Consider the following 20,736-nt stretch of genomic DNA (forward strand, 5'->3'; position numbering starts at 1 on the left):
ACATGGCGCCCCAAATATTCGGTATCGAATCTCTGGCCGACATCAGCCTGGATTCCGGCGCTCGGCTCACATTGAGCGACGGGCCGCTGCAGCTTGGATGGAAGCATTCGGGAATGACGTCGGACTTCATAGCCGAGATCATGGCGCTGCCCTATTCCCGGTCGCGGAAAGATTACCTGCAGGCGCATCACGACATCGGATATCTCAGCAACGAGCTGATCGAAAATGCCGTCAAATTCCGACAGCCTGGCGAGATCCTGATAGAAGCCGGCATCATCGATGGAAGCTTTTTGCTCCGGGTGAAGAACGCCATCGACAGCGCGACATCCTTTCGCCTTCAGCAGCTCCTGCATCGCCTCCAATCGAACGAACCCGGGATCCTTCTTCTTGAGCAAATCGAAACCAATGCCATATCCTCAACCAGCGGTTCCGGCTTGGGTTTGCTCACCCTTCTGAGCGATTACGATGCAAGAATGGCATGGACATTCGAAGAGAACGAAGACCAGCATATCATACTGACGACGACTGCAGCTGTGGCGATGCCACCCTCCTCCAATCGGTGAGTAAAGAATGGAAATCAGCGACGAAAACTTCCGCGTATGGGCGGAAAAAAACGAAGTGTTTTTCGATGGCGTATTCCGCCTGGCAGGACCGGACGCCTATGCGCCGATTTATTCATTGATATCAGGCCTGCTCCACGAGGGGCACAAACAGGTGACGTTCAACCTGACGGGCCTCGAATTCCTCAATTCCTCGGGCATCAATCTCCTGGCGAAGCTGACTATCGAAGCGAGAAAAATGGGTGACCTCCTGCTCGTCGTCAAAGGCACCAATCAACATCCGTGGCAGGCGAAGTCCCTTCCGAATTTGAAGAAGCTGCACCCGCTTCTCGATCTGCGCCTGGCGTGATCGCATTCGGGGCAGGTCGCGCCGCCTCATCCTCACGATAGCCCGATCGGGTCCTTGTAGTAGGACCATAGCCGGTGCCATGCACAGGACCTCAGTCCGATGTGCAACGCGCGATGGCAATCTATCTTTCAAGTCAGGTCAGGTCGTGCAGTTGCACGGCAACTGATGGTCTGATTCGGAGGAATACGATGCGGATAGCAACCTTAGCGTCCATGGCCGTGCTTTCGCTGGCGCTTGCAGCAAGCCCGGCGACGATTTCCGGGCTCGACATGACCGCACTTGCGAAGGACGGCGGAAACGGCGGCGGCAATGGTGGCGGCAACGGCGGCGGTAATGGCGGCGGGAACGGCGGCGGCAACGGAAACGGCGGCCACAACAGCGGCTCGAGCCATGGCAGCTCCAAATCGTCAGGCCTGAGAGGCAAATCGTCCGAGGCAGCAGGCAAGTCCAAGTCCACCAAAACAGACACGGCGGCAACCGGCACGAAACAGAAGAACCTGTCGGCGCAGCTTGGGGGCCTGAACTCCTTGAAGCGGAATTACAGGGCACTGATGAACACATCGGACCCGCGCATGGCCGCCATCTCGGCCTACGCCGTGGCCTATGCCCAGTATGAGATCGACAACGGTATCGAGCCTGCGGCCGATGATCCGCTGCTGGGCGATCAGGCGCTGGAAGACGCCCTGGCTTCGGCAACGAAATCCGGTCAGGTCAGCCCGGCGGTCCTGGATGAAGCCAAGTCCATTCTCGGGGTCGGCGATGCCGACGGAAAGATTGATCAGATCCGCACCTCGCTGGAAAACGCCGCGTCGGCGACGTCAGACGAATAGCCACCAGCGAAGTGCGTGAGGTGCGAAGCCGACACTGGTATTACAGCGCACCAAACTAGGAGAGCATTTCCGTTCTGTTTGAGTACCGGAAATGCTCTATTTTTTTGCCCATTCTCCGGCAGTCCGGGCCTTCTATCGGCCTTTGGCCGCCTCAGCCTTTCAGATTGGTGCGCCTTTTCCCTTCCGCTCAACTGTCGAGAGAAGGCCCGGGAGCAACGTTGCGGCTCGTGCTTCGAGGCTCCGCCCTCTCGGGCGCACACCTCAGCTCACCGCCCCGCCGGCCACGTCGACAGCGCCAGCTCGGCGACGGCCTCAAGCCTGTCGCGGCTAAAGCCGGCTTTGGCCTGCACCGCCATGCCGTGCAGCACGGCCATCAGGTAGGCCGCAAGCACGTCGGGCTTGGCCGTCTCCGGCAGGTCGCCCTCGGCTTTCGCCCGTTCGAAGCGCTCGCGAAGCTGCGCCTCGCTCGCAGCGCGCGCTTCGATCAGTGCCTGCCGTATGGGTTCGGCCTCATCCGATCCGGCCAGCACGCCATTGATGACGAGACAGCCCCGGTGGTCAGCAAAACGCGTATTGAGATCGACGGCGCTGCGGAGGATATGGGCGGCGACCTCCCGCGCTGTCGGTAGCTCCAGCGCCGCCGGGACATAATCCAGATGGCGCTCGTAATAGCGCGCCAGCGCCTGGCGGAACATCGCTTCCTTGTTGCCGAAGGCGGAATAGAGCGCCGGTCTCTCGACTCCCGCCGCCTCGGTAAGGTCGGCATAGGACGCGCCTTCGTAACCCTTGCGCCAGAAAACGCAGAGGACGGCATCGAGCGCTTTTCCCACGTCAAATTCGCGATGGCGCCCCATCAGCTCGGCTCGGATAATTCCATAATGGCCGTTATTAAATCGCTTGACGCCAGATGTCAAATTTCATACCGATCGTTATCGTAACATACGTTATGAAATCAAGCAGCGACCTGACGAGTTCGGGCGCCGCCACTATGAAGGACGGATTCTCATGTCTGATATACTCAAGGGCAAGGTCGTGCTGGTGACCGGCGGATCGCGTGGCCTCGGCGCCGCAACCGCGGAGGCCTTCGCCGATCAGGGCGCTGATGTCGCCATCAGCTACGCCGCCTCGGCCGACAAGGCTGCAACGGTGGTGGAGAAGCTGAGGGCGAAGGGCGTTCGCGCCATCGCGGTCAAGAGCGACCAGGCAGACCTTGCCTCCGCCAAGCCGCTGATCGACCGGGTCATCGCAGAGTTCGGCAAGCTCGATATCCTCGTCAACAATGCCGCCATCGCCATCCAGGGCCAGAATATCGACGATCCCACGCTCGACGGGGAGAAATATAACCGCCAGTGGCAGGTCAATGTGCTGGGCACGATCGCCAATACACGGGCGGCAGCGCCGAGACTGACAGATGGCGGCCGCATCATCTTCGTCGGCTCGCTGCTCGGCTCCTACGTGCCCTTCCCCGGCGTTGCCGATTATGCCGGCACCAAGTGGGCGCTCGTCGGTTATGCCAAGGGCATCGCCCGCGAGCTCGGCCCGCGCAACATCACCGTCAACGTCGTCCAACCCGGCATCATGCCGACCGATATGGCGGCAGAAGTCGCCGGCGAACTCCCCAACCGCGACGCCATCCTCGACATGCACCCGATCCGCCGCATCGCAACTTTGGAAGAAGTCTCGCAAACGATCTGCTTCCTCGCCGGCCCGCATGCGGGATATATCAATGGCGAACAGATCAACATTGCCGGCGGTTTGGCGATCTAGGCGCCGAAGACAGTGGCAGATGCATGTGATCCTGAGCTGCAAAGGAGCTCAGGATTACGCCTCGCCATCTAAACCGCTCTTCAACCAGGGTCGCGCGTCGCCTGCGGCTTTCAGAGCGGTTAGCCCTGCCCCTGCGGCCGAGAGCGAGGCGTAGCCATGACGATAGCCTGTCTCGCGTTCGGCAGCGCGCTCCTGCGCAAACAATATCTTTCCCGGCGCAAATCGGAGTGCATAGAAAATCCGCACGGACAGAACGACGCCGGCGATCAGGACAACAATCCCGGCACCCTCGATCGGGGTCGGCCAACGAGCATGCACCACAAGTCCACCGATTACACCGAAGGCCGTTTCCGAGACGATCAATTGCGCGGCCAAGGCAACCGGCAGGCTCCGCGACGCAATGTTCCAGGCCCAGACGCCGCCTACGGTTGCCAGCAGCGCGAAAGAAGCGCCCCAAACATACAAGCTGCCGGCGGCACTCCAGCCGAATCCCAGCGTTGGAAGCCGGAAGAGGTCCAGCGCGGCACCGACGGGGTAGAAGGCCAGCATCAGGACGCCACCTCCGACCAGTATCAGCGCAGCCCACACACCGGAGGGCATTTCTGGCCGGGCCGCCAGCGCAGCCTGATTGGCAAGCGCGAACCAGACCCAAAGTCCCACGGCAGCAAGTGCCAGCGGCACACCGATCCACAACGAGCGCACAGAATCCAATTTTTCGGCCGTGAATGCCGTGCCGTTGACGAGAACGAGGCCGGCCAGCACCAGTGCCAGCGGTATCATGAGGGATCGCCATGGCAATGATCCCTGACGCTTGTTACCAACGACCATCAATACGATCGGCACCAGGCCGAGGAAGGCGGGAGCGATGACCGGGCCGGCAAAGACGGCCGCTCCCGTTACGGTCAGGAAGTAGCCGACATATCCGACGAAAGCGAGCCAGATGGCATTCAGGCAGTTGCCAAGTGTCAAGTGGCGCAGGACGCCCTTCTCGGAAAACAGGATGTAAAACCCGACGAGCGCCGAAACAACATGACGAATAAGGGCAAAATCAAAGGTGGAATAGTCGCCGATGATGAAGGGCACGATAAAGTTGAGTGAAAAAGCAAAGGCCGCAAAGAGAGCGGCTGACACGCCAACATAGAAGAGTCTGTCCATGACGATTACCCCTTTTGAAGTTGCGTCACCGTGCTTTGATCTCAGTGACACCGACCGCGTCGTTGGCAGCGAAACGAAATCCTTGTGCGGAAAAGTACTGGCCGAGAGCCTTGGCCGGCAGTCGGTGAAAATGAGAACCACCCTCTCGGGCTACCCCGGGGCGAGGTGGCGCCCGCGGCCATTGCTGTTCATCAGCACCGATTTCTCATATCCTCAATATCGAGGGTTTCAGTCGTCGGGGTGTCATGGATCGGCTTGATGCAATGCGGGTTCTGCTTGCGGTGGTTGACGCCGGCAGCTTGTCGGCGGGCAGCCGGAAGCTGAACGCGCCGCTGCCGAGCGTCAGCCGCAAGGTTGCCGATCTGGAGCGATATCTCGGCGCAAACCTCATCATCCGGACAAGCCGCAACCTGCAGCTCACCGATGCCGGTCGCGACTATGTCGAAGCGGCGCGCAGGATCATTGCCGATCTCGAGGAGGTGGAACGAAGGGCGTCAGGCGAATATCAGACGCCGCGGGGACTGCTGACCATTACGATGCCGATCGAGTTTGGCCACCGCTATATCCTGCCGATCGCGCTCGAATTCATGAACAAGCATCCCGAGGTGACCTTGAACCTCCTGTCCCTCGACCGCTCTGTTCATCTGGTCAATGAACAGATCGACGTCGCCATCCGACTTGGCGAGTTGGCCGACAGCTCGCTCTACGCAGTCAAGGCCGGCGAGTTCCGCCTCTTGACCTGCGCAAGCCCGGCCTATCTGGAGCGGCATGGCACTCCCCAGCATCCGACCGAGCTCACCGATCACGACGGCATCATGTTCAACGACCGGTCCTTCTTCTGGAATTTCCAGATCGACGGCAAACCGGTCGAGGCGATGCCCCGGAGCCGGATCGAAGTGAACACCGCGGCCAACTGTGTCGCCGCCGCGTGCAATGGAGCCGGGATCGCCCGCCTCTTCGACTATCAAGTTCCCGAGGAGCTGTCTTCGGGCATGCTCGTGCAGATCTTGAAGGACTATAACGGCGGGCCCAAGCCCATCCACATCGTCTATTCCCGTCAAGGCCTGCTTACCCTCAAGGTGCGCGCCTTCATCGACTGGATTCTGCCGCGGCTTCGCGCGGCCTGCGGCAATTATGGCGATGCGCCATCCCCGGAATGAAACGCGTCCTTCCTCGACCGTCCGCGCCGAATCCTGGAGATGCCGATAATCGCCAAGCGTAGTCGTTGCATGTCGGCCGCTGAGATTCGGTTCCTCAGCGGACGATGCGGTCGACCTGCGCCTGAAGCTTTGGGCCAATCAGCAGGATGGCGGGAATGACGATGAGATAGGCGATGCCTCAAGAGCGCAGCCACGTCAGCATGAATCCCTCGGAAAAACCCAGATTGAGCGCAAGCAGCGCGAAAGAGATGAGCCCTGTGGTTACGATGCCCATCGACAGGGCAAAGGCGATCTTGCGCTTGAAATGCGTGTTCATGTCCGTCTCCCGACTGGATGAGAGATCAAGACCGCCTCGGCAGGTCTCAATCCCGGTTAGCGCTTCGAAAATCGCGCAACGCCGGCACCGGCGGTAGCGGCGAAACTTGAGAGGCAGCCTCTTGAGTTCGGCAAGTTTCGAACGGCGTGGAAACCTCGGCAGTTCGGAGCGATATGCCCCGCAACGCGCTGCTTTTCGACACCCTCCACAGCGATCCGGCTTCTCGCAACCTGATGGAAGACTGAGCGAAAACGAGAGGCTTGCTCTCACTCCTGCTCGCTACCGGACGGATTTCCCCGATCTCATATTCCCGTCATTGCCGCCCGGAACCCTGCTGGGCCGTGGCGGCGCCCAACAAACCAGCAGTGTGCTGTCTCACCAGCTGAAATTGAACAAGGAGCATCCAATGTCGAAAGTCATCTATACTGGCACCACCAACACCACCGGCGGACGCGACGGCGCGTCCCGCACGTCCGACGGTCGCCTCGATGTGAAACTCTCCCCGCCCGGCTCTTCGGCTCCGGGCACCAATCCCGAACAGCTCTTCGCCGCCGCCTGGTCCGCCTGTTTCCTCGGTGCAATCGGACGAGCCGCTGCCGAACGCCAGCTTCGCGTGCCCGCCGATGCAGCCGTCAACGCCGAGATCGACCTCGTCTCGAACGATGACGGTGGCTATGTCCTGCAGGCGCGGCTGAACGCGAAGCTGCCGGGCATCGAGCCTGATCTCGCCAAGTCCCTGGTCGAGCGCGCTCACCAGCTCTGCCCCTACTCCAAAGCCACGCGCGGCAACATCGCCGTCGAACTAAACGCCGCCTGATCGGCTCAACTCAACGTCGCGCCGGTGTCCCGGCAATGCCGGCACGACAGGCGCGACTACAAAGGATTATGTCATGACCATGGTCGCAAGAGCCCTCGCAACGGCAGCTCTCCTGTTCGCCGGCACATCCCTCCACGCGCAGACGCCGCATGAGGTGGCCACGCAGTTTCTTCCGATCAAGAACGAACCCGCGCCCGCGCTCTTCGTGGATCAGCCCCTTGCAGAACCGCTGGCCAACAGAGGCGTGGCCATCATTGCCTATCGAACCGAGAACTTCCGCATCCTGCCCATTTTCGGCGCCAGCGCAACCGATGTCTCGCCTCGCGCCGGGCACCTTCATGTCAGCATCGATGACCTGCCATGGCGGTGGGCGGATGCGGGCGGCACCGGCGCCATCGTCCTGACCGGCTTGCCGCCAGGCGAACACAAGGTACTTATCGAACTCGCCACACCCGTGCACGAAGTGCTGGGCGGAAAGCTTGTGAAATTCACCGTACCGCCGGTCGGCGGTGCGCAACATTAGGGCTCGCCCTGCCCCACCACGTCCGGATGCAGGTAGATGCGATACTCGTCGACCAGACCAAGTTCGGTCAAGCTGTGGGCGAGCACCAGGCCTTTGACTCCGATCTCCCTAATTTCACCCAAGCACTGTTGTAGCGAATTTGGATGAGAGGGATCTGGGAAGTCGATCTTGCTAAGAAGTTTGTCGCTACTGGTCGGAATAAGTTTGGCGGTGCCGGCCTTTGGCAATTGCCTAACCGCCAATGAGACCAAACAGGGCGTGCTGCTGACCAGAGAAGCGCCCTTCTATTCCGTCTTCTACAAGCCGGACGGCCCGGTCCTCACCGAACAACGGCTGATGGAGCGTGACCGTTCGCTGCAGCCGGCATCGGTTGTCTATCTGCACCCCTTGCTCGTCGAAAAGAGAGTGACTGCCAACGGGACGCATGAGCTGAAATACGCGAATGCGATTGCGTTGGACGATCTGCCACAGAGGAAGAACTGGCAATCCGGCACGACGCTTTTCATCAACGGCAGGAAATCCGTTTCCGGCACGACGTCCCTCACGTTCGACGGCTGGGGAGATGAAACCATTGCATCCTGTTCCTACAAAGTTTGGGCCATCAACAGCCGGCTGGAACTGACGGGATTGCCTCCGATTATTTTCGAACAATACTATTCCCCCGAGCTTCATCTCGTTCTTCGTTCGGTAAGGCTAAACGCCTACGACCAGCCGTTGAGCGAGGTTCGATTTGATCGGTTCGAAGTTGGCTGGGGCAACTAGGGGGATATTGTGTCTCCTCTATCATCCCAAAAAGCCCGCTCTCTAAGGCTTCTAAGTGATGGTGGGCGCTCCCTGCCGGCCTGCCACTCTGGGTTTTGCTAGTTCGGGCGCTCGAAACCGCACGATGGCGAGGCGGGCAGCTGGACGAAGGCATCTGTGGCCGACGGTTAAGGTGAATGGAGATCATTCCCAGATGACGATCGAGGCCATCTATTTGGGACGCTGAAGCCGCGTACCCTCGCGACACAGTAACCGGCCCTTTGCGCCTCTTCCGGCAAGGCGACTCTTGAACTAAGACATCCCAATGAAAAACGAACTGATCCACGAAATCTGGCTCGACCCCGGGCCTGATGGTCAGATGCTGCCCGGCCTTTGTCTTGCCGGCCCCATGGGGAACAGCTTCAGGTCCCTCCTTAACGAGGGAGCAGTGAAAGCCGGCGAGATAACTGGGCATAGCCACTCCGATGTGATGACGAAATATTGGAAGCTTCAGGGCTGGGGTGAATATCAGACGGAGCATCCGCAAGATCACGAGCCATATCCTGACGAATGGGTCGCAATCCAACGTGCCTTTATCATCGGCCTGTGAATTCGCGGATTGATGGCGATCGATGCACAGTTGCCTTGGCTTTCAAGGCAACGGCTTTCGAACTGACGCTGTCCATTTTTCCTAATTGCCTTTCTCGGCGCGCCACCCCTCCAACTCCACAATCGCACACCCATACCCCTCAAGCTCCAGCCTCCCGGCCACCATCTTCTCCCCATCCAGCAGATCCCGCCCGGCCGGCACCCCACCCACCGTCACCGCCTGATCCATATAGTTCTGCACAAACAGCAGCCGCCGGTCGTCATTAATCCGCATCGTCACCTCCACCCCCTCGGGTAGCCCGCCCACCAACGGCTCCACGCCCGCGGGCGCAAACAGCCGCTCCCTCAGCGCTTCCGTCAGCTCGGGCGTCAGATACGACCCGAGATAGACCACCTGGCCTTGGCCCACCTTGCGGGAGGTCGCCATCGGCTAGCCTTCGGCGTAGCGGTTGGACCAGGCGGCGATCACCTCGACGTCGGGGTCGATCACGAGGTTTTCGTAGAAATGGCCGGCGGTCATTTCGCGGTTGCCGATCTTGAAGCGGCGCTGGCGGCGGTTGCTTTCGGCCGGTTTGTTCGGCGGGATGACCAGGCCGCCGGAACGCTCCATCACAGGCCGTTGGCGCCGGGGGGGCGGCGAGACGGCCGAAATCTTCGACGCGCACGCCCGTCAGCTTGGAAAGCGCAGTACCCGGCGCGGTCTCGCGGATGACGTGGTTATCCCCAGTGCGGGTGCCGGTGCGCACGCCGATGACGACGGTGCCGCCGGATGCAGCAAAGGCTTCAAGCCCGGCCGTCCACCCGTCCTTCCACATCACCCAATGGGGACATAGAAGAGCATCAGCTATGCCGCAGTTGTTTGGGGAAGCCATCTCGCCCGGTCGATCTCCACCCTTGTGGGGGAGATGCCCGGCAGGGCAGAGGGGGTACCACACGGCACGACAGAGTCCAAACACGCTGGCGCGCCGGTCCCCTGTGGTCCGTTGCATTTCACGCCCACGCGACTACCTTTTATCCGAGGCCACCCTACCCCAAGTGGCAAACAGCAACGACCGTGAGCAAACCATGTGCCGAAACATAAAACCTCTGTTCAATTTTGATCCGCCGGCGACGGACGAAGAGATACACGATGCCGCGCTGCAATTCGTGCGCAAGCTCAGCGGAACGACCAAGCCGTCGAAGCGCAATGAGGCCGCGTTCGAGCGCGCTGTGAGTTCGATCGCGGCTTGCGCCCGCGAACTGCTCGATTCACTGGAGACCTCTCAGCCGCCTCGCGACCGCGAGGAAGAAGCGGCGAAGGCGCGCGCGAGAAACGCTGTCCGGTTCGCATAAGCAAAGTCCCCGCTCATGAGGGATCCCAGTCAGGTCCCTCGATACACTCGCTTACAAAAATGCGGGTTTCCAGACACATGCCTGGTTCATTCATCGACTGAAATGGCGACGCGGCCAACGAGCCGAAACGATCACTTCAGGAAGGATGACACGATGAAAATGATCCAGGCCATAGCGCTCGCCCTTGCCGTCGGCGGCGCGGCAGCGGCACATGCGGACCAGCCGATACAGCGCACCGACCTCATCGAGAACGATATCGACATACCCCGCCACGAGGTCGTCCAGGTGCGCGTTGATATCGCCCCGGGTGTTCTTGCGCCGAACCACTCGCACCCCGGCGAGGAGGTCGCCTTCGTTCTCGAGGGCACCCTGGAATATAAGCTCGAAGGCAGGGAGCCGGTGACGCTGAAGGCCGGCCAGTCGCTGTTCATTCCCTCGGGCGTGGTACACTCGGCGAAGAACGTCGGCAGCGGCAAGGCTTCGGAATTGGCGACCTATATCGTGCGCAAGGGCGAGGCGCTCGTCATGCCGGCCAAGTGAGATCACGTAAGATTGGGCGGGCGCTTGGAACTCAGTCCGCCCCTTCGATTTCGGTCATTTCGCGCCTGAGGATTCGAAAACTGCATCCCGGGGGGTTTCGACCGGCGCTGCGGACAAAGACCGGGCCGAAGCAGCGCCCGGCCAAACGGCGGGGCACTGCACCTTAGGCGGCCGCCTATTGCTGCTGCCGCGGCTGCGCCGGCGGCGGGGTGCCGATCTTTTCCAGAACCTTCTTGGCGAGCGCCGGGTCGCTCTGCGCGGCCGTCAGGATCGATGAATATTCCTCGACGGAGATGTCGTTCGAGGCTTGGACGGTGCTGACCATCTGCTGCTTGGCTTCCTCCTGCAGCTTCTGCTTCGCGGCCTGGTCCTTCGTCGCATCGATCTTGGCCGAATATTCCTGCCGGACCTTGTCGACCTGCACATAGGCGACGGCAAAGGCTTCGAGCTTCTGGTCGCTGACGGGCGCGGCCGCACCGCCGCCCTGTCCCTGCATCGGCGCCTCGCCCTGTGCCGGCGGCTGCGCCTGTGCCGGCTGCTGCTGAGCCGATGCCAGGCTGAAGGCAAGCAGGCTGAACACCGCGGCGGTCATCGTTGCGAGGGATGTGTAACGAGTGATCATTTTCATTCCTTTTCCGGTGATTTGGACGGCAGCAAGACCGCCTCGGTCGATCGCTCAGCCGCTCAAAAAGGCTGGCGAGCCCGCGACGATAAGGCTTCAAGAGGGCTCAGTGCGGCGGTAACGAGGCCATTTGCTGACGATTGAGCGGCGGCTTTGTGACCGGAGACCGCCGCTACTTGGCAAACTTCCGTGCACCCATTACGCAGAAAATCACCGCGACAGTCACGCCGAGCATCGTCCACGTCACCGGTTCGTGCAGCAGGGTGGCGGCGAGCGCCAGGCCGAAGAAGGGCTGCAGCAGCTGCAGCTGGCCGACGGCAGCGATGCCGCCCTGCGAGAGGCCGCGATACCAGAAGATGAAGCCGATCAGCATCGAGAACAGCGACACATAGGCAAGGCCGATCAGCGCCGGCGTTTCGATCCCGGCGAAACTTTCCGGCCGGTAGACAAACGCGACCGCGATCATGATCGGCAGCGACAAGACCAGCGCCCAGGAAATCACCTGCCAGCCGCCGAGCGTGCGCGACAGCCGCCCGCCCTCGGCATAACCGAGGCCGCAGGCGAGGATCGCCGCCAGCATCAGGAGGTCGCCGACCGGCGAGGCTGTCAGGCCTTGCGTCAGAGCAAAACCAGCCACCAGCGCGCTGCCGAGAACGGAGAAAAGCCAGAAGGCAGGCTTCGGCCGTTCACCGCCGCGGATGACCGCGAAACTCGCGGTGGCAAGCGGCAGCAGGCCGACGAAGACGATAGAATGGGCTGATGTGACGTGCTGCAGCGCCAGCGCCGTCAGCAGCGGGAAGCCCACGACCACGCCGAGCGCGACCACGGCGAGCGAGAGGATATCGCGCCCGGCTGGCCGCTTCTCACGGAAGATGATCAGCAGGCAGAGCGCCAGCAGCCCGGCAATCGCCGCCCGCGCCACTGTGAGGAAGACTGGGTCGAACTGCGCCACCGCCACGCGGGTCGCCGGCAGCGAACCGCTGAAGATCACCACCCCGATCAAACCATTGATCCACCCTGTCGTCATGCGCTCCATCCTTCATTCCTTCCCAGATGCATACCGCCGAAACCGTGTGGCCTTGAGAACGGCCTGCATAAAAACAATGACCTAAGGCGTGTTCCCTGAATCGAAGTCGGAAGAACGCGCTCTTCACCCTTATCCGCCGATCCGGATAGCCATGACAGAAACGGTCTGGTACGATTTCGCAAAACTGTTATGGTGCGGAGAACAGTACAGATGAACGAAGAGCTGGCGGGACGTACGCGCGTCGAGATTGTCATGGGAACGATCCGGCAGCGCATCGCCGGGCGCAGCCTGACACCGGGCGCAAGGCTGCCCTCCGTGCGAGGCCTCGCGGCTAGCATGAAACTCTCGACCTCGACGGTCGTTGACGCCTATGAGCGCCTGGTCGCCGAGGGCGCGATCCTGTCACGACCGGGCTCGGGCTTTTACGTCGCCAATCAGGCAGCACCCTTTGCGCTCGCCGAAGCCGGGCCGAAGCTCGACCGCGCGGTCGATCCGTTCTGGATCTCGCGCCAATCGCTGGAGGCCGATGTATCAGATCTCAAGCCCGGCTGCGGCTGGTTGCCGCCCGCCTGGCTGCCCGGCGAAGGCATGCGCCGGGCGCTCCGGACGCTTGCCCGCGCCGACGCCTCGGCGCTTGCAGACTACGGCTCGCCGCTCGGCCTGCCGCCGCTGCGCCAGCTGATTTCCCGCCGCATGAGCGAGCGCGGCATCGAGGCCTCTCCGGATCAGATCCTGCTCGCCGAGTCCGGCACCCAGGCGATCGACCTGCTCTGCCGTTTCCTGCTCGAACCCGGCGATACCGTGCTGGTCGACGATCCCTGCTACTTCAATTTCCATGCGCTGCTGCGCGCCCACCGGGCGAAGATCGTCGGCGTTGCCTATACGCCTTCAGGCCCCGATCTCGAACTCTTCGCGCAGACGCTCGCCGAACACCGGCCGCGGCTCTACATCACCAATTCGGCCATCCACAATCCGACCGGCGCAACGCTCTCCCCGGTCACGGCCCACCGCGTTCTGAAACTCGCCGACCAGTTCGACTTGACGATCATCGAGGACGATATCTTCGCCGATTTCGAAATTACGCCGGCGCCCCGCCTCGCCGCTTTCGACGGGCTGGAGCGCGTCATCCATATCGGCAGCTTCTCCAAGACGCTTTCGGCCTCGGCCCGCTGCGGCTTCGTTGCCGCGAAACCGGAATGGGTCGAAGGCCTCACCGACCTCAAGATCGCCACCTCCTTCGGCGGCGGCCGGATGGCGGCGGAAGTGGTGCTGAATGCCTTAAGCGACGGCGGCTACCGCAAGCACATGGATACGCTCAGGCAGCGGCTATCCCGCGCCATGACCGAGGTCTCGGCCCGGCTGAAGAACCTGGGAATAACGCCCTGGCTGGAGCCCCAGGCCGGCATGTTCCTGTGGTGCAGATTGCCCGATGGCATCGACGCCGCTGATGTGGCGCGGGCGGCGCTGGAAAAGCGGATCGTGCTGGCGCCGGGCAATGCCTTCAGCCTGTCGCAATCGGCGACGAGTTTCATGCGATTCAATGTGTCGCAGACCCTGGATCCGAGGGTGTTTGAGGTGCTGAGGGATGTGTTGGCGAGGTAGAGAGGGTGAGAGATATCCAGCTCCGGCTCTAGCCTCCCTCATTCCTGTGCTCGTCACAGGAATCCAGCCACCGCGCGTCCGCGCGGTGATTGACCCTTACCTAGAAGAGGTCTCCCGCGCCCAAGGACTTGGGCGCACTGGTTTCCTGTGACAAGCACAGGAATGAGGGAGGAGAGGTTCGCGCTAGAGCCACTCACCAGCCTTGTATTCACCCAATTAGGTGAAGGTTATCCATCGTCGTTTTTGCAGCATGGATCGCCACCGAGAGGATAAGAACCACATGATCGCGGTTGGCTGATTGATCTCGGGAAAGTGTCAGCTTATCCGGAATGTCGTTCCGAATATATCGCTCTGTCGCCAGAAGTCGATCTGTCGTGACACTCACTGATGAGATCAAACTGTCATTTTCAAGCAGAACAAAAAAAAGGATCTTCGTCGGAGGTTGGTGGTTCCAACTGCGATTGGCTAGTTGGAATTTGAAGAGCATCAAACAATGTCTTGAGTCTGTTGTCTATGTCCGTTTCGACAATGAGCCCACCGACTCTACCAGGCCGCAACATCAACACGTCTAAAGAACAGTGGGTAGAGTGCACATCGTCCACGAGGGGAACCCAACGATGGCCCCATTTACCGTAGCGATCGGCAATCCCTTGAAACTTAGGAACATCGTTATTGTCAAGACGGTCTACCCAATCGCGTAGATTTCCATCCACTCTCCAAAGCTCTTGAAGCTGCTTGTGGAATGCACGACGAATATCGTGTTTATGGGCCGGGCGTTTAGATTTATTGGCCGAGGAAAGCAAATCTCCTTCGTAGAATAACCTAAATCTCACTCATTGCCCTTCCCAAACAACTCAACTTCAAGGAATACCACGACCGGCGACATCCACTTTTGTCGAGAAGCTTGACTCCTGCTGCGCGCAGCCCCTCGCCCTTCTCACTACCACCCCATCAAAACGACCGATTGACCGCCTTGTCGTTCTCCAGCCGGGTGACACAGCCTTCCAGCTTGGCGAGCAGCAGGTCGAAATCGAGCGGCTTCGTCAGATAATCCGCGGCCCCGGCACGCAAACCGGCGAGCGTGTTTTCCCGATCTGTCAGCGCCGTCAGCAGGATGAACGGGATGTTGGAGAGTTCCGGATGGTTGATCTGGATTTCGGCTAGCAGCTGGTGTCCGTCCATGACGGGCATCGAGATATCGCTGATGACGATGTCGGGCCATTTCGACAGGATCATTTCCAGCCCCTCGGCGCCGTTTGCGGCCTCGAGCGTCCTGTATCCGGCTTCGTTCAGCTCCTCGACGAGGAGGTTCCGGATCTCGACTTCATCTTCTATGCACAGGACAGTGACCATGAGATTTTCCTTAGGCTGCAAATTGTTGCCCCTGCGACAGGCGCTCTATCGGCAGGAGGATCGTAAACGTCGTGCCCTTTCCGAGCTCGCTTCTCACCTCGACCCTGCCGCCGTGCAGTTCGACGACCTGTTTGACGAGGTTGAGGCCAATGCCGGTTCCGGCAATGCCGGTTGCGCTGCGAGCGCGGAAATAAGGTTGGAACAGTTTCGGCAGATCCTCGGCATCCATGCCGATGCCGCTATCGGCGACCGAGATCTCCACCGTCTTCTCGTCGACTCGAGCGCCGATACGAATATCGCCCGCATTTGGCGAATATTTGACGGCATTCGAGACAAGGTTGGTAAACACCTGCTCCATCGCGCTGCGGTCAAAGCTCAAACTGTCGGGGATCGCATCGATATCGAGATGGAGCACATGCGCGCGGCTGAGCGGGCGCTGCTTTTCGCAGCACTCGGTCAGCAGCGCTTTCAGATCGCCCTCGCTGCGCTTCAGGATGATCTGCCCGGTTTCCAGCCTGCCGCTGGCAAGGATGCTCTCCATGAGGCCGACCATGCGCACGACCGCGCTGCGGATCACGCCGGCTTTCTCAAGGACGTAATCTCCGCTGACGTTGGTCGTCGAGCGGCAGAGCCGCTGGGCGGCGGCGTCGATGATGGCGAGCGGCGTCCGGAACTCGTGCGACGCCATGGCGACGAACTGGCGCTGCAGCGCATTGACGTGGCGCTCGTGTGCCAGAAGCCGGTCGAGTTCCTCCCTCTGTCTTTCGATTTCGGCGGTGCGATCCGCCACCATCTCCTCCAGATGGTTGCGGTGGTGGGTGAGCTCAGCCCGGCTGTCCAAGAGGGTCAGCGACGTGCGATGCAGCCCCCTTCCGAGCCAGAACACCGCGGCGATCAGCAGAGCGAGGCAGCCAAGCCCGGCCGGCGCGATCTGCTTGAGCAGCATGAAGCCAGGCCGGATCGGGTGCCACACGAGATAGCCGATCGTGCCGCCCTCATGGGACGATACGGGCACCTGCGCCCGCTCGTCATCACCCTTCGAACGGGAAAAGTGCAATCCTTCGAGCCGCGCATAATGGGCAATGTTTTCAGCGGCCTTTCCGTCGAGGAACTTGACAGAAACGGCGATGAATTCCTGACCCGCCTCGATCTGCATCCTTGTCGAGCTCGGGAGAATGGGACGGGCGCTTGTTATCGCCGGCCTGTTGCCGATCATGATCGTGCGAACCCTGGCCAGCTGACCGAGCGGTTCGCCGCCAGGCTTCTTGCTCTCGATGAGAGCTGCCCGCATCTCGCCGGCCAGCTCCGTCATCTCCCGACCGTCGTCGCTGCCGAGGCGCGGCGGCATGGGGTCCGTTCCGTCGCGGAAGGCAAACATCAGGCGATTGGTGTCGTCGAAGATGTAGGTTCTGTCGTGTCCGAAATATCGGCTCGTCCAGCGGCCGACATTGTCAAGCAACCATTCATGATTCCGTTGCTTGGCATAAAGGAAGGCGTCGTCCCATTTGGTGACGCTTTCCTGTTCCCTGGGAAGCGCACTGATCTGCTCTTCCAGTCCCTGGCCGACGAAATCGGCCTGCCGGCGCAGGTAGAGATCATCGACCTTCACCGCGGCAAGCCACGCAAACCCGCACAGCAACACCGCCGCCGCGCAGGTGAGCGTCACCAGAACGAACGTGATGTGCGATGTGAGCCCGACCTTCAATACCCGCAACCTTGTGACGGCGTTCGCTGCCTGAAAATTGACACGCAAAAGTTGACGGAGGGTGAATTATGCGCTCCAGTGCGGGTCTCTCGCTATCTTCGAAGGAGAGCTTGTGGACGCCGCACCATCGCCCAATGCCTCAGGCGCCAGGATTGAACCGATCGCTGCCACGCACATCGACAGCTTTCATCGCGCCCTTGACGTGGTTGCGCGGGAGAAAAAATACCTGTCCATGCTGGAAGCAACGCCGCTGCCTGAGACCCGTGAGTTCGTGATGGGTATGATTGCAAAAGGCAATCCGCAATTCGTCGCCGTCATCGCAGACGAGGTCGTCGGCTGGTGCGATATCGGTCGCCATTTCTTCCCTTCGCACGCCCATCGCGGCCGCCTCGGGATGGGCATCCTTCCCACCTATCGCGGCAAGGGTTTGGGACGACAGCTCATCGATGCGACGTTGAAAGCGGCGCAGGAAGCCGGTTTTGCCAGGGTCGAACTCGATGTCTACGAAGACAATAGCCGGGCGATCGCTCTCTATGAAAAAGTAGGCTTCACCCGCGAAGGCATCATCCGGCGCGCAGCACGGATCGACGGCCGGTTCATCGATGCGATCGGGATGGCACTGTTCTTTGATGAGAGCTAGGTGCTGGCCTCCCTCACCGGGCAAAAGCCTCGAACGGATTCTCATGGGTCAGGCGCATCAGCGTCCCGTCGTCCACGCCCCGCCGTTTCAGCTCGGGCAACAAGACCGTGGAAAGATGGGTGTACGGCTTGGGTGTGCCGCCCATCGGCAGCGCCGGATCGAACCAGCCTCGGTCATGGCTCAGCAACAGGCGGCCGCCGCAGCCCGCCTCCAGCGCCTTGATCACCAGCTCGGCCACCTCGTCGTCTCCGGCGCGGCCGACATGGTCATACTCGATCCAGGCGCCTCGCTCGGCAACGGCGACATTATAGCCGAAGTCCTTTTCCTCCTGCGTGTGGATCGAAATGAACCTGTCGGCCCGATAGCCTTCCGCCTCGATGACGTCGAGCTGATCCATGACGACCCGTCCCCTGATCGTATGGCTGCCGATGACCGCACCCGTCTGTGCCGCGGCGCGCGCGGCTGCCCGCAGGATTTTCGTCTCGAGCGCCGTCATGCCGTCATCACCGGCGCTGAGCTTGATCCAGCCTGCCTGAAACCCGGTCTCGTCAATCCCATCCGTCAGTTCGCGCAGCATCCACGCCTCCAGCTCCTTCTCGGAAGCATGGCGGACCCATTCGGGAATCCAGGGCTCGCGGTAATTGCCGGTGGGAACGACGATCGGAAAATCCGTCGCGAGCGACACGGCAAGATCGATATCCGCGCGGCGTCCGACGCCACCCGTCGAGCATTCCACAAGTGCCGTCACCCCGAGCTTCTTGATCTTCTCGATTTCGGGGGCCATCAGCCGAACGACATCTTCGATCTCTGCCTCGGCATAACCGGGCTGGTCCGGTGTCCTGAGGTCGACGAAGACGTGCTCGTGCGGCAGGATCATCCCAAGTTCGGATTTGCTCCTGGGCCCGAGTGTCGTGCGCAGATGCTTCAAAGTCTTCTCCCCCGGTCACGTGCGCTTTGCGTGCAACCCCCGGCCGTCATCCAAGCCTCGACCGACACTGCCGCGAAACTAGATCGTCAGGTGAGGAAATCAATCGCTCACCCAATCGAAATTCAGACATCGTGACCCTTATGTCGACTTCGAATTGGCCACCGGATGATTGGCGAGCTGACTGTCGCTCGGGAGAGGTAGCCTCTTGGGCTATTTCCCCTGCGGCCGGCTGATGGCGCGTAGCTTGCCGCTGCCGCCACCACCGCAGAAGAAGCGGTCCGCGCCGTCGGATTCGAGGCCGGAGACGCCGGTGCCTTCGGGCATCTCCAGGCGCTCCAGCACCTCGCCGGTTTCGGGGTCGATGCGCCTGACATCGCTGTCGTCACCCTCCCAGGTGCCGTGCCAGAGCTGACCGTCGACCCAGGTGACGCCTGTCACCACGCGATTGGATTCGATCGTGCGCAGGATCTTGCCGGTCTCGGGATCGATCTGGTGGATCCTGCGGCCACGATGCTGGCCGACCCAGAGCGTGCCTTCGGCCCAGGCGAGGCCGGAATCGCCGCCATTGCCGGGAGCCGGGATGGTGGAAAGGATCTGGCCGGTCTTCGGGTCGATCTTGTGAATGACATCCTCGGCGATCTGATAGAGAAACTCGCCGTCGAAAGCCGTGCCGGCATGGGAGGCGACCTCGATGGAACGCACCACCTCGCCGCTGTCGGGATCGAGCGCGTTCAGCCGGTCGCCCGAGGCAAACCAGACATGCCGGCCGTCGAAGGTGACGCCGTTGACACGATCGGCATTCGGAAAGGGTCCATATTCACGCAGGATCGTCGCGGCCGATTTCTTCATCTCTTCCTCCTTGTGGGTTGCCCCCATACTAGTCGCTCGGCAGCGGCCCGGGGAGTAACAAGATCGTCGGGAAAAAGGAGAGCGGCGGGCTCATCCAGCGGCGCGCCCGCCCGCGCCCGATCGCCTGCACCTTGCCTTCGCCAGCGAGCGAATCCAACGCCCGCTGCACGGTGCGGGGGCTCGCGCCAAGCGCGATCGAAAGCGCCGAGCTCGACCATGCCTCCCCATCGGCGAGGAAGGCAAGTACTGCGCCGTGCGGTCCTTCCATCAGCGGCGCGAGCACGGCGATGTCGCCTGCGCGGCCGGGTGAAAGGGCAAAACCGCGTTTCGTCGCCGAGACTTCCGCCAACCCGGCAAGCGCGGCACGCAGCCGGCCGATCTCGACCCGCAGCCGGGCGCGATGCGATTCATCGGCATGTTTGCCGCGAAAGGCGCGCGCAATCAGCGTGCCCCGCGCCACATCCGCCGGCCAGGCCTCGGCCAGAGTGCGCGCAAGCGCAAACAGCACCGGCCGGCTCGCCAGCGGCACGACAGCACCGGCATCGCGCACGACATGGCGGCAGGCGTCGACGACGAGCGTGCCGCCCGAAAAGAGCGCCTCCACCTGCCCGAGCAGCAGCGGGCGCTCGTCTCCGCGTGAAATCACCCGCGCGGCCGGCGCGTCGAGCAAATGGGCTGCGGTTTCGACCTCCGCCGACAGTGCGGGTATATCGGCCTGCCGCGCCGCAAGCCGTGCACGGTCAATGGCGGCGCGCGCCGCCTCCGTCTTCAGGCGCCGGACCGCGATGCCTGATGCCACCAGCTCGTGGGCGGCCCGCAGTGCCGGCGGCAAGGGCGTCGGGTCGAGGCGGCCAAGCGCCTGCTCGGCCTCGTCGAGCCTGCCGATCAGCACCAGCCGGCGAACAGCGACATTGCCGGCATGAGCGGCATTGACCCGGTCGCCATGCGCTTCCAAAACCTTGCGCGCCGCCTCCAGCGCCTTGACCGGCCAGGTGAGATCGCGCGAGACCAGCGCGATCTCGGCCTCGGCGACGACGCAGCGGGCCCGCGCCACCGCCTCGCGCGGCCCGAAGGCGCGCGCCGCGCTCTTCGACAGCGCCTTGGCGCGGACGAGATCGCCGAGCTGTGCCATGGCGATGCCGCGCAGCGCCAAAGCAGGCGCATCGTCACGCAGCGCCACCCGTTTCAGGGCACCGAGCGCGTCACCCGACGCCAGCGCCAGTGCGGCGGCCGTGATCAGCGAGTCCATTCAAATCCCGTCACACTTGTCACTCCCGCCATTCCGCTGCCCGGCCGTAATCTTCTCTCAAC

At 61.7% G+C, this 20,736-nt stretch carries 23 protein-coding genes and 3 pseudogenes; 13 read left to right on the plus strand and 13 right to left on the minus strand.

The window, feature by feature from the left end:
* The first annotated feature begins 2 nt into the window (after positions 1–2).
* The 3 genes from J0663_RS00740 (at position 3) to J0663_RS00750 (ending at position 1,739) form a co-directional block, all read left to right on the plus strand.
* On the plus strand, positions 3–563 hold the full coding sequence (locus tag J0663_RS00740; RefSeq protein ID WP_207242594.1) for a slr1658 superfamily regulator: 561 nt from the start codon (positions 3–5) through the stop codon (positions 561–563).
* Positions 564–570: 7 nt separating this feature from the next.
* Positions 571–909 carry a slr1659 superfamily regulator gene (locus tag J0663_RS00745; RefSeq protein ID WP_207242595.1) on the plus strand — a complete coding sequence of 113 codons (339 nt, stop codon included), beginning with the start codon at positions 571–573 and terminating at the stop codon, positions 907–909.
* Between the two features lie 188 nt (positions 910–1,097).
* A complete protein-coding gene (locus tag J0663_RS00750; protein ID WP_207244392.1) occupies positions 1,098–1,739 on the plus strand; it encodes a hypothetical protein in 642 nt (213 codons plus the stop codon).
* A 266-nt stretch (positions 1,740–2,005) separates the two neighbouring features.
* On the opposite strand, the gene J0663_RS00755 is transcribed toward J0663_RS00750, so the two are convergent.
* The gene (locus J0663_RS00755) at positions 2,006–2,593 is read right to left on the minus strand and encodes a TetR/AcrR family transcriptional regulator (RefSeq protein WP_207242596.1); all 588 of its coding nucleotides are present in this window, start codon (positions 2,591–2,593) and stop codon (positions 2,006–2,008) included.
* 151 nt (positions 2,594–2,744) lie between these two features.
* Here J0663_RS00755 and J0663_RS00760 point away from each other — a divergent pair, with 151 nt between their 5' ends.
* Positions 2,745–3,506 (plus strand): SDR family NAD(P)-dependent oxidoreductase, encoded by a 762-nt coding sequence (locus J0663_RS00760; RefSeq protein WP_207242597.1) that lies wholly within the window; start codon positions 2,745–2,747, stop codon positions 3,504–3,506.
* Between the two features lie 54 nt (positions 3,507–3,560).
* On the opposite strand, the gene J0663_RS00765 is transcribed toward J0663_RS00760, so the two are convergent.
* Positions 3,561–4,661 carry an EamA/RhaT family transporter gene (locus J0663_RS00765; RefSeq protein WP_246590345.1) on the minus strand — a complete coding sequence of 367 codons (1,101 nt, stop codon included), beginning with the start codon at positions 4,659–4,661 and terminating at the stop codon, positions 3,561–3,563.
* Positions 4,662–4,906: 245 nt separating this feature from the next.
* Between J0663_RS00765 and J0663_RS00770 the strand changes: the two genes are divergently transcribed.
* Positions 4,907–5,821 carry a LysR family transcriptional regulator gene (locus J0663_RS00770; protein WP_207242598.1) on the plus strand — a complete coding sequence of 305 codons (915 nt, stop codon included), beginning with the start codon at positions 4,907–4,909 and terminating at the stop codon, positions 5,819–5,821.
* Positions 5,822–5,915: 94 nt separating this feature from the next.
* On the opposite strand, the pseudogene J0663_RS31685 reads toward J0663_RS00770, so the two are convergent.
* Positions 5,916–6,137, minus strand: a pseudogene (locus J0663_RS31685) (DUF2798 domain-containing protein).
* A gap of 406 nt (positions 6,138–6,543) precedes the next feature.
* On the opposite strand from J0663_RS31685, the gene J0663_RS00780 reads away from it, so the two are divergent.
* Together J0663_RS00780 and J0663_RS00785 are read left to right on the plus strand one after the other, a co-directional pair.
* The gene (locus tag J0663_RS00780) at positions 6,544–6,954 is read left to right on the plus strand and encodes an organic hydroperoxide resistance protein (protein ID WP_207242599.1); all 411 of its coding nucleotides are present in this window, start codon (positions 6,544–6,546) and stop codon (positions 6,952–6,954) included.
* Positions 6,955–7,027: 73 nt separating this feature from the next.
* Positions 7,028–7,477 carry a DUF6130 family protein gene (locus J0663_RS00785; RefSeq protein ID WP_207242600.1) on the plus strand — a complete coding sequence of 150 codons (450 nt, stop codon included), beginning with the start codon at positions 7,028–7,030 and terminating at the stop codon, positions 7,475–7,477.
* Here J0663_RS00785 and J0663_RS31130 read toward each other — a convergent pair.
* Positions 7,477–7,584, minus strand: a pseudogene (locus J0663_RS31130) (dihydrofolate reductase family protein); the annotation flags it as partial. The gene J0663_RS00785 and the pseudogene J0663_RS31130 overlap by 1 nt on opposite strands.
* A 61-nt stretch (positions 7,585–7,645) precedes the next feature.
* On the opposite strand from J0663_RS31130, the gene J0663_RS00790 reads away from it, so the two are divergent.
* Complete coding sequence (locus J0663_RS00790; protein WP_207242601.1) at positions 7,646–8,239, plus strand: hypothetical protein; 594 nt, start codon at positions 7,646–7,648, stop codon at positions 8,237–8,239.
* A 304-nt stretch (positions 8,240–8,543) separates the two neighbouring features.
* A complete protein-coding gene (locus J0663_RS00795) occupies positions 8,544–8,828 on the plus strand; it encodes a hypothetical protein (RefSeq protein ID WP_207242602.1) in 285 nt (94 codons plus the stop codon).
* A gap of 81 nt (positions 8,829–8,909) precedes the next feature.
* Here J0663_RS00795 and J0663_RS00800 read toward each other — a convergent pair.
* A pseudogene (locus tag J0663_RS00800) lies at positions 8,910–9,663 on the minus strand (beta-galactosidase trimerization domain-containing protein); the annotation flags it as partial.
* Between the two features lie 229 nt (positions 9,664–9,892).
* Between J0663_RS00800 and J0663_RS00805 the strand changes: the two are divergent.
* The gene (locus tag J0663_RS00805) at positions 9,893–10,159 is read left to right on the plus strand and encodes a DUF2277 domain-containing protein (RefSeq protein ID WP_207244393.1); all 267 of its coding nucleotides are present in this window, start codon (positions 9,893–9,895) and stop codon (positions 10,157–10,159) included.
* Positions 10,160–10,312: 153 nt separating this feature from the next.
* On the plus strand, positions 10,313–10,699 hold the full coding sequence (locus J0663_RS00810; protein WP_207242603.1) for a cupin domain-containing protein: 387 nt from the start codon (positions 10,313–10,315) through the stop codon (positions 10,697–10,699).
* Between the two features lie 175 nt (positions 10,700–10,874).
* Here the strand turns inward: J0663_RS00810 and J0663_RS00815 are convergent, their stop codons facing one another.
* Both J0663_RS00815 and J0663_RS00820 read right to left on the minus strand, forming a co-directional pair.
* Entirely contained in the window at positions 10,875–11,321 is a 447-nt protein-coding gene (locus J0663_RS00815) for a DUF4168 domain-containing protein (RefSeq protein ID WP_207244394.1), read from the minus strand.
* A 172-nt stretch (positions 11,322–11,493) separates the two neighbouring features.
* Positions 11,494–12,357 (minus strand): DMT family transporter, encoded by an 864-nt coding sequence (locus J0663_RS00820; RefSeq protein WP_207242604.1) that lies wholly within the window; start codon positions 12,355–12,357, stop codon positions 11,494–11,496.
* Between the two features lie 201 nt (positions 12,358–12,558).
* Here J0663_RS00820 and J0663_RS00825 point away from each other — a divergent pair, with 201 nt between their 5' ends.
* On the plus strand, positions 12,559–13,950 hold the full coding sequence (locus tag J0663_RS00825; protein ID WP_375337260.1) for an aminotransferase-like domain-containing protein: 1,392 nt from the start codon (positions 12,559–12,561) through the stop codon (positions 13,948–13,950).
* A gap of 407 nt (positions 13,951–14,357) precedes the next feature.
* Here the strand turns inward: J0663_RS00825 and J0663_RS00830 are convergent, their stop codons facing one another.
* The 3 genes from J0663_RS00830 to J0663_RS00840 form a co-directional block, all read right to left on the minus strand.
* The gene (locus J0663_RS00830; RefSeq protein ID WP_207242606.1) at positions 14,358–14,783 is read right to left on the minus strand and encodes a hypothetical protein; all 426 of its coding nucleotides are present in this window, start codon (positions 14,781–14,783) and stop codon (positions 14,358–14,360) included.
* A gap of 118 nt (positions 14,784–14,901) precedes the next feature.
* Positions 14,902–15,303: a response regulator gene (locus J0663_RS00835; RefSeq protein WP_207242607.1), complete on the minus strand. Its 402-nt coding sequence runs from the start codon at positions 15,301–15,303 to the stop codon at positions 14,902–14,904.
* 10 nt (positions 15,304–15,313) lie between these two features.
* A complete protein-coding gene (locus J0663_RS00840; protein WP_207242608.1) occupies positions 15,314–17,056 on the minus strand; it encodes a sensor histidine kinase in 1,743 nt (580 codons plus the stop codon).
* A 64-nt stretch (positions 17,057–17,120) separates the two neighbouring features.
* Between J0663_RS00840 and J0663_RS00845 the strand changes: the two genes are divergently transcribed.
* Positions 17,121–17,648, plus strand: a complete 528-nt coding sequence (locus J0663_RS00845) for a GNAT family N-acetyltransferase (RefSeq protein WP_207242609.1) — start codon at positions 17,121–17,123, stop codon at positions 17,646–17,648.
* A gap of 13 nt (positions 17,649–17,661) precedes the next feature.
* Here the strand turns inward: J0663_RS00845 and J0663_RS00850 are convergent, their stop codons facing one another.
* From J0663_RS00850 to J0663_RS00860, 3 genes are all read right to left on the minus strand, one after another.
* Positions 17,662–18,576, minus strand: a complete 915-nt coding sequence (locus J0663_RS00850) for a phosphotriesterase family protein (protein ID WP_207242610.1) — start codon at positions 18,574–18,576, stop codon at positions 17,662–17,664.
* A 210-nt stretch (positions 18,577–18,786) separates the two neighbouring features.
* Positions 18,787–19,425, minus strand: a complete 639-nt coding sequence (locus tag J0663_RS00855) for a Vgb family protein (protein ID WP_207242611.1) — start codon at positions 19,423–19,425, stop codon at positions 18,787–18,789.
* Between the two features lie 28 nt (positions 19,426–19,453).
* A complete protein-coding gene (locus tag J0663_RS00860) occupies positions 19,454–20,674 on the minus strand; it encodes a helix-turn-helix domain-containing protein (protein ID WP_207242612.1) in 1,221 nt (406 codons plus the stop codon).
* Between the last annotated feature and the right edge of the window lie 62 nt (positions 20,675–20,736).

The organism is Rhizobium lentis, assembly GCF_017352135.1.
GTDB classification, from domain to species: Bacteria; Pseudomonadota; Alphaproteobacteria; order Rhizobiales; family Rhizobiaceae; genus Rhizobium; species Rhizobium lentis.

Excerpts from the sequence above, each read along its gene's own strand:
- J0663_RS00820 (WP_207242604.1), bottom strand. The coding sequence starts at position 12,357 with ATGGAGCGCATGACGACAGGGTGGATCAATGGTTTGATCGGGGTGGTG.
- J0663_RS00815 (WP_207244394.1), bottom strand. The coding sequence starts at position 11,321 with ATGATCACTCGTTACACATCCCTCGCAACGATGACCGCCGCGGTGTTC.
- J0663_RS00810 (WP_207242603.1), top strand. The coding sequence starts at position 10,313 with ATGAAAATGATCCAGGCCATAGCGCTCGCCCTTGCCGTCGGCGGCGCG.
- J0663_RS00740 (WP_207242594.1), top strand. The coding sequence starts at position 3 with ATGGCGCCCCAAATATTCGGTATCGAATCTCTGGCCGACATCAGCCTG.
- J0663_RS00805 (WP_207244393.1), top strand. The coding sequence starts at position 9,893 with ATGTGCCGAAACATAAAACCTCTGTTCAATTTTGATCCGCCGGCGACG.
- J0663_RS00795 (WP_207242602.1), top strand. The coding sequence starts at position 8,544 with ATGAAAAACGAACTGATCCACGAAATCTGGCTCGACCCCGGGCCTGAT.
- J0663_RS00745 (WP_207242595.1), top strand. The coding sequence starts at position 571 with ATGGAAATCAGCGACGAAAACTTCCGCGTATGGGCGGAAAAAAACGAA.
- J0663_RS00750 (WP_207244392.1), top strand. The coding sequence starts at position 1,098 with ATGCGGATAGCAACCTTAGCGTCCATGGCCGTGCTTTCGCTGGCGCTT.
- J0663_RS00760 (WP_207242597.1), top strand. The coding sequence starts at position 2,745 with ATGTCTGATATACTCAAGGGCAAGGTCGTGCTGGTGACCGGCGGATCG.
- J0663_RS00765 (WP_246590345.1), bottom strand. The coding sequence starts at position 4,661 with ATGGACAGACTCTTCTATGTTGGCGTGTCAGCCGCTCTCTTTGCGGCC.
- J0663_RS00780 (WP_207242599.1), top strand. The coding sequence starts at position 6,544 with ATGTCGAAAGTCATCTATACTGGCACCACCAACACCACCGGCGGACGC.
- J0663_RS00855 (WP_207242611.1), bottom strand. The coding sequence starts at position 19,425 with ATGAAGAAATCGGCCGCGACGATCCTGCGTGAATATGGACCCTTTCCG.
- J0663_RS00755 (WP_207242596.1), bottom strand. The coding sequence starts at position 2,593 with ATGGGGCGCCATCGCGAATTTGACGTGGGAAAAGCGCTCGATGCCGTC.
- J0663_RS00770 (WP_207242598.1), top strand. The coding sequence starts at position 4,907 with ATGGATCGGCTTGATGCAATGCGGGTTCTGCTTGCGGTGGTTGACGCC.
- J0663_RS00860 (WP_207242612.1), bottom strand. The coding sequence starts at position 20,674 with ATGGACTCGCTGATCACGGCCGCCGCACTGGCGCTGGCGTCGGGTGAC.
- J0663_RS00835 (WP_207242607.1), bottom strand. The coding sequence starts at position 15,303 with ATGGTCACTGTCCTGTGCATAGAAGATGAAGTCGAGATCCGGAACCTC.
- J0663_RS00825 (WP_375337260.1), top strand. The coding sequence starts at position 12,559 with ATGAACGAAGAGCTGGCGGGACGTACGCGCGTCGAGATTGTCATGGGA.
- J0663_RS00785 (WP_207242600.1), top strand. The coding sequence starts at position 7,028 with ATGACCATGGTCGCAAGAGCCCTCGCAACGGCAGCTCTCCTGTTCGCC.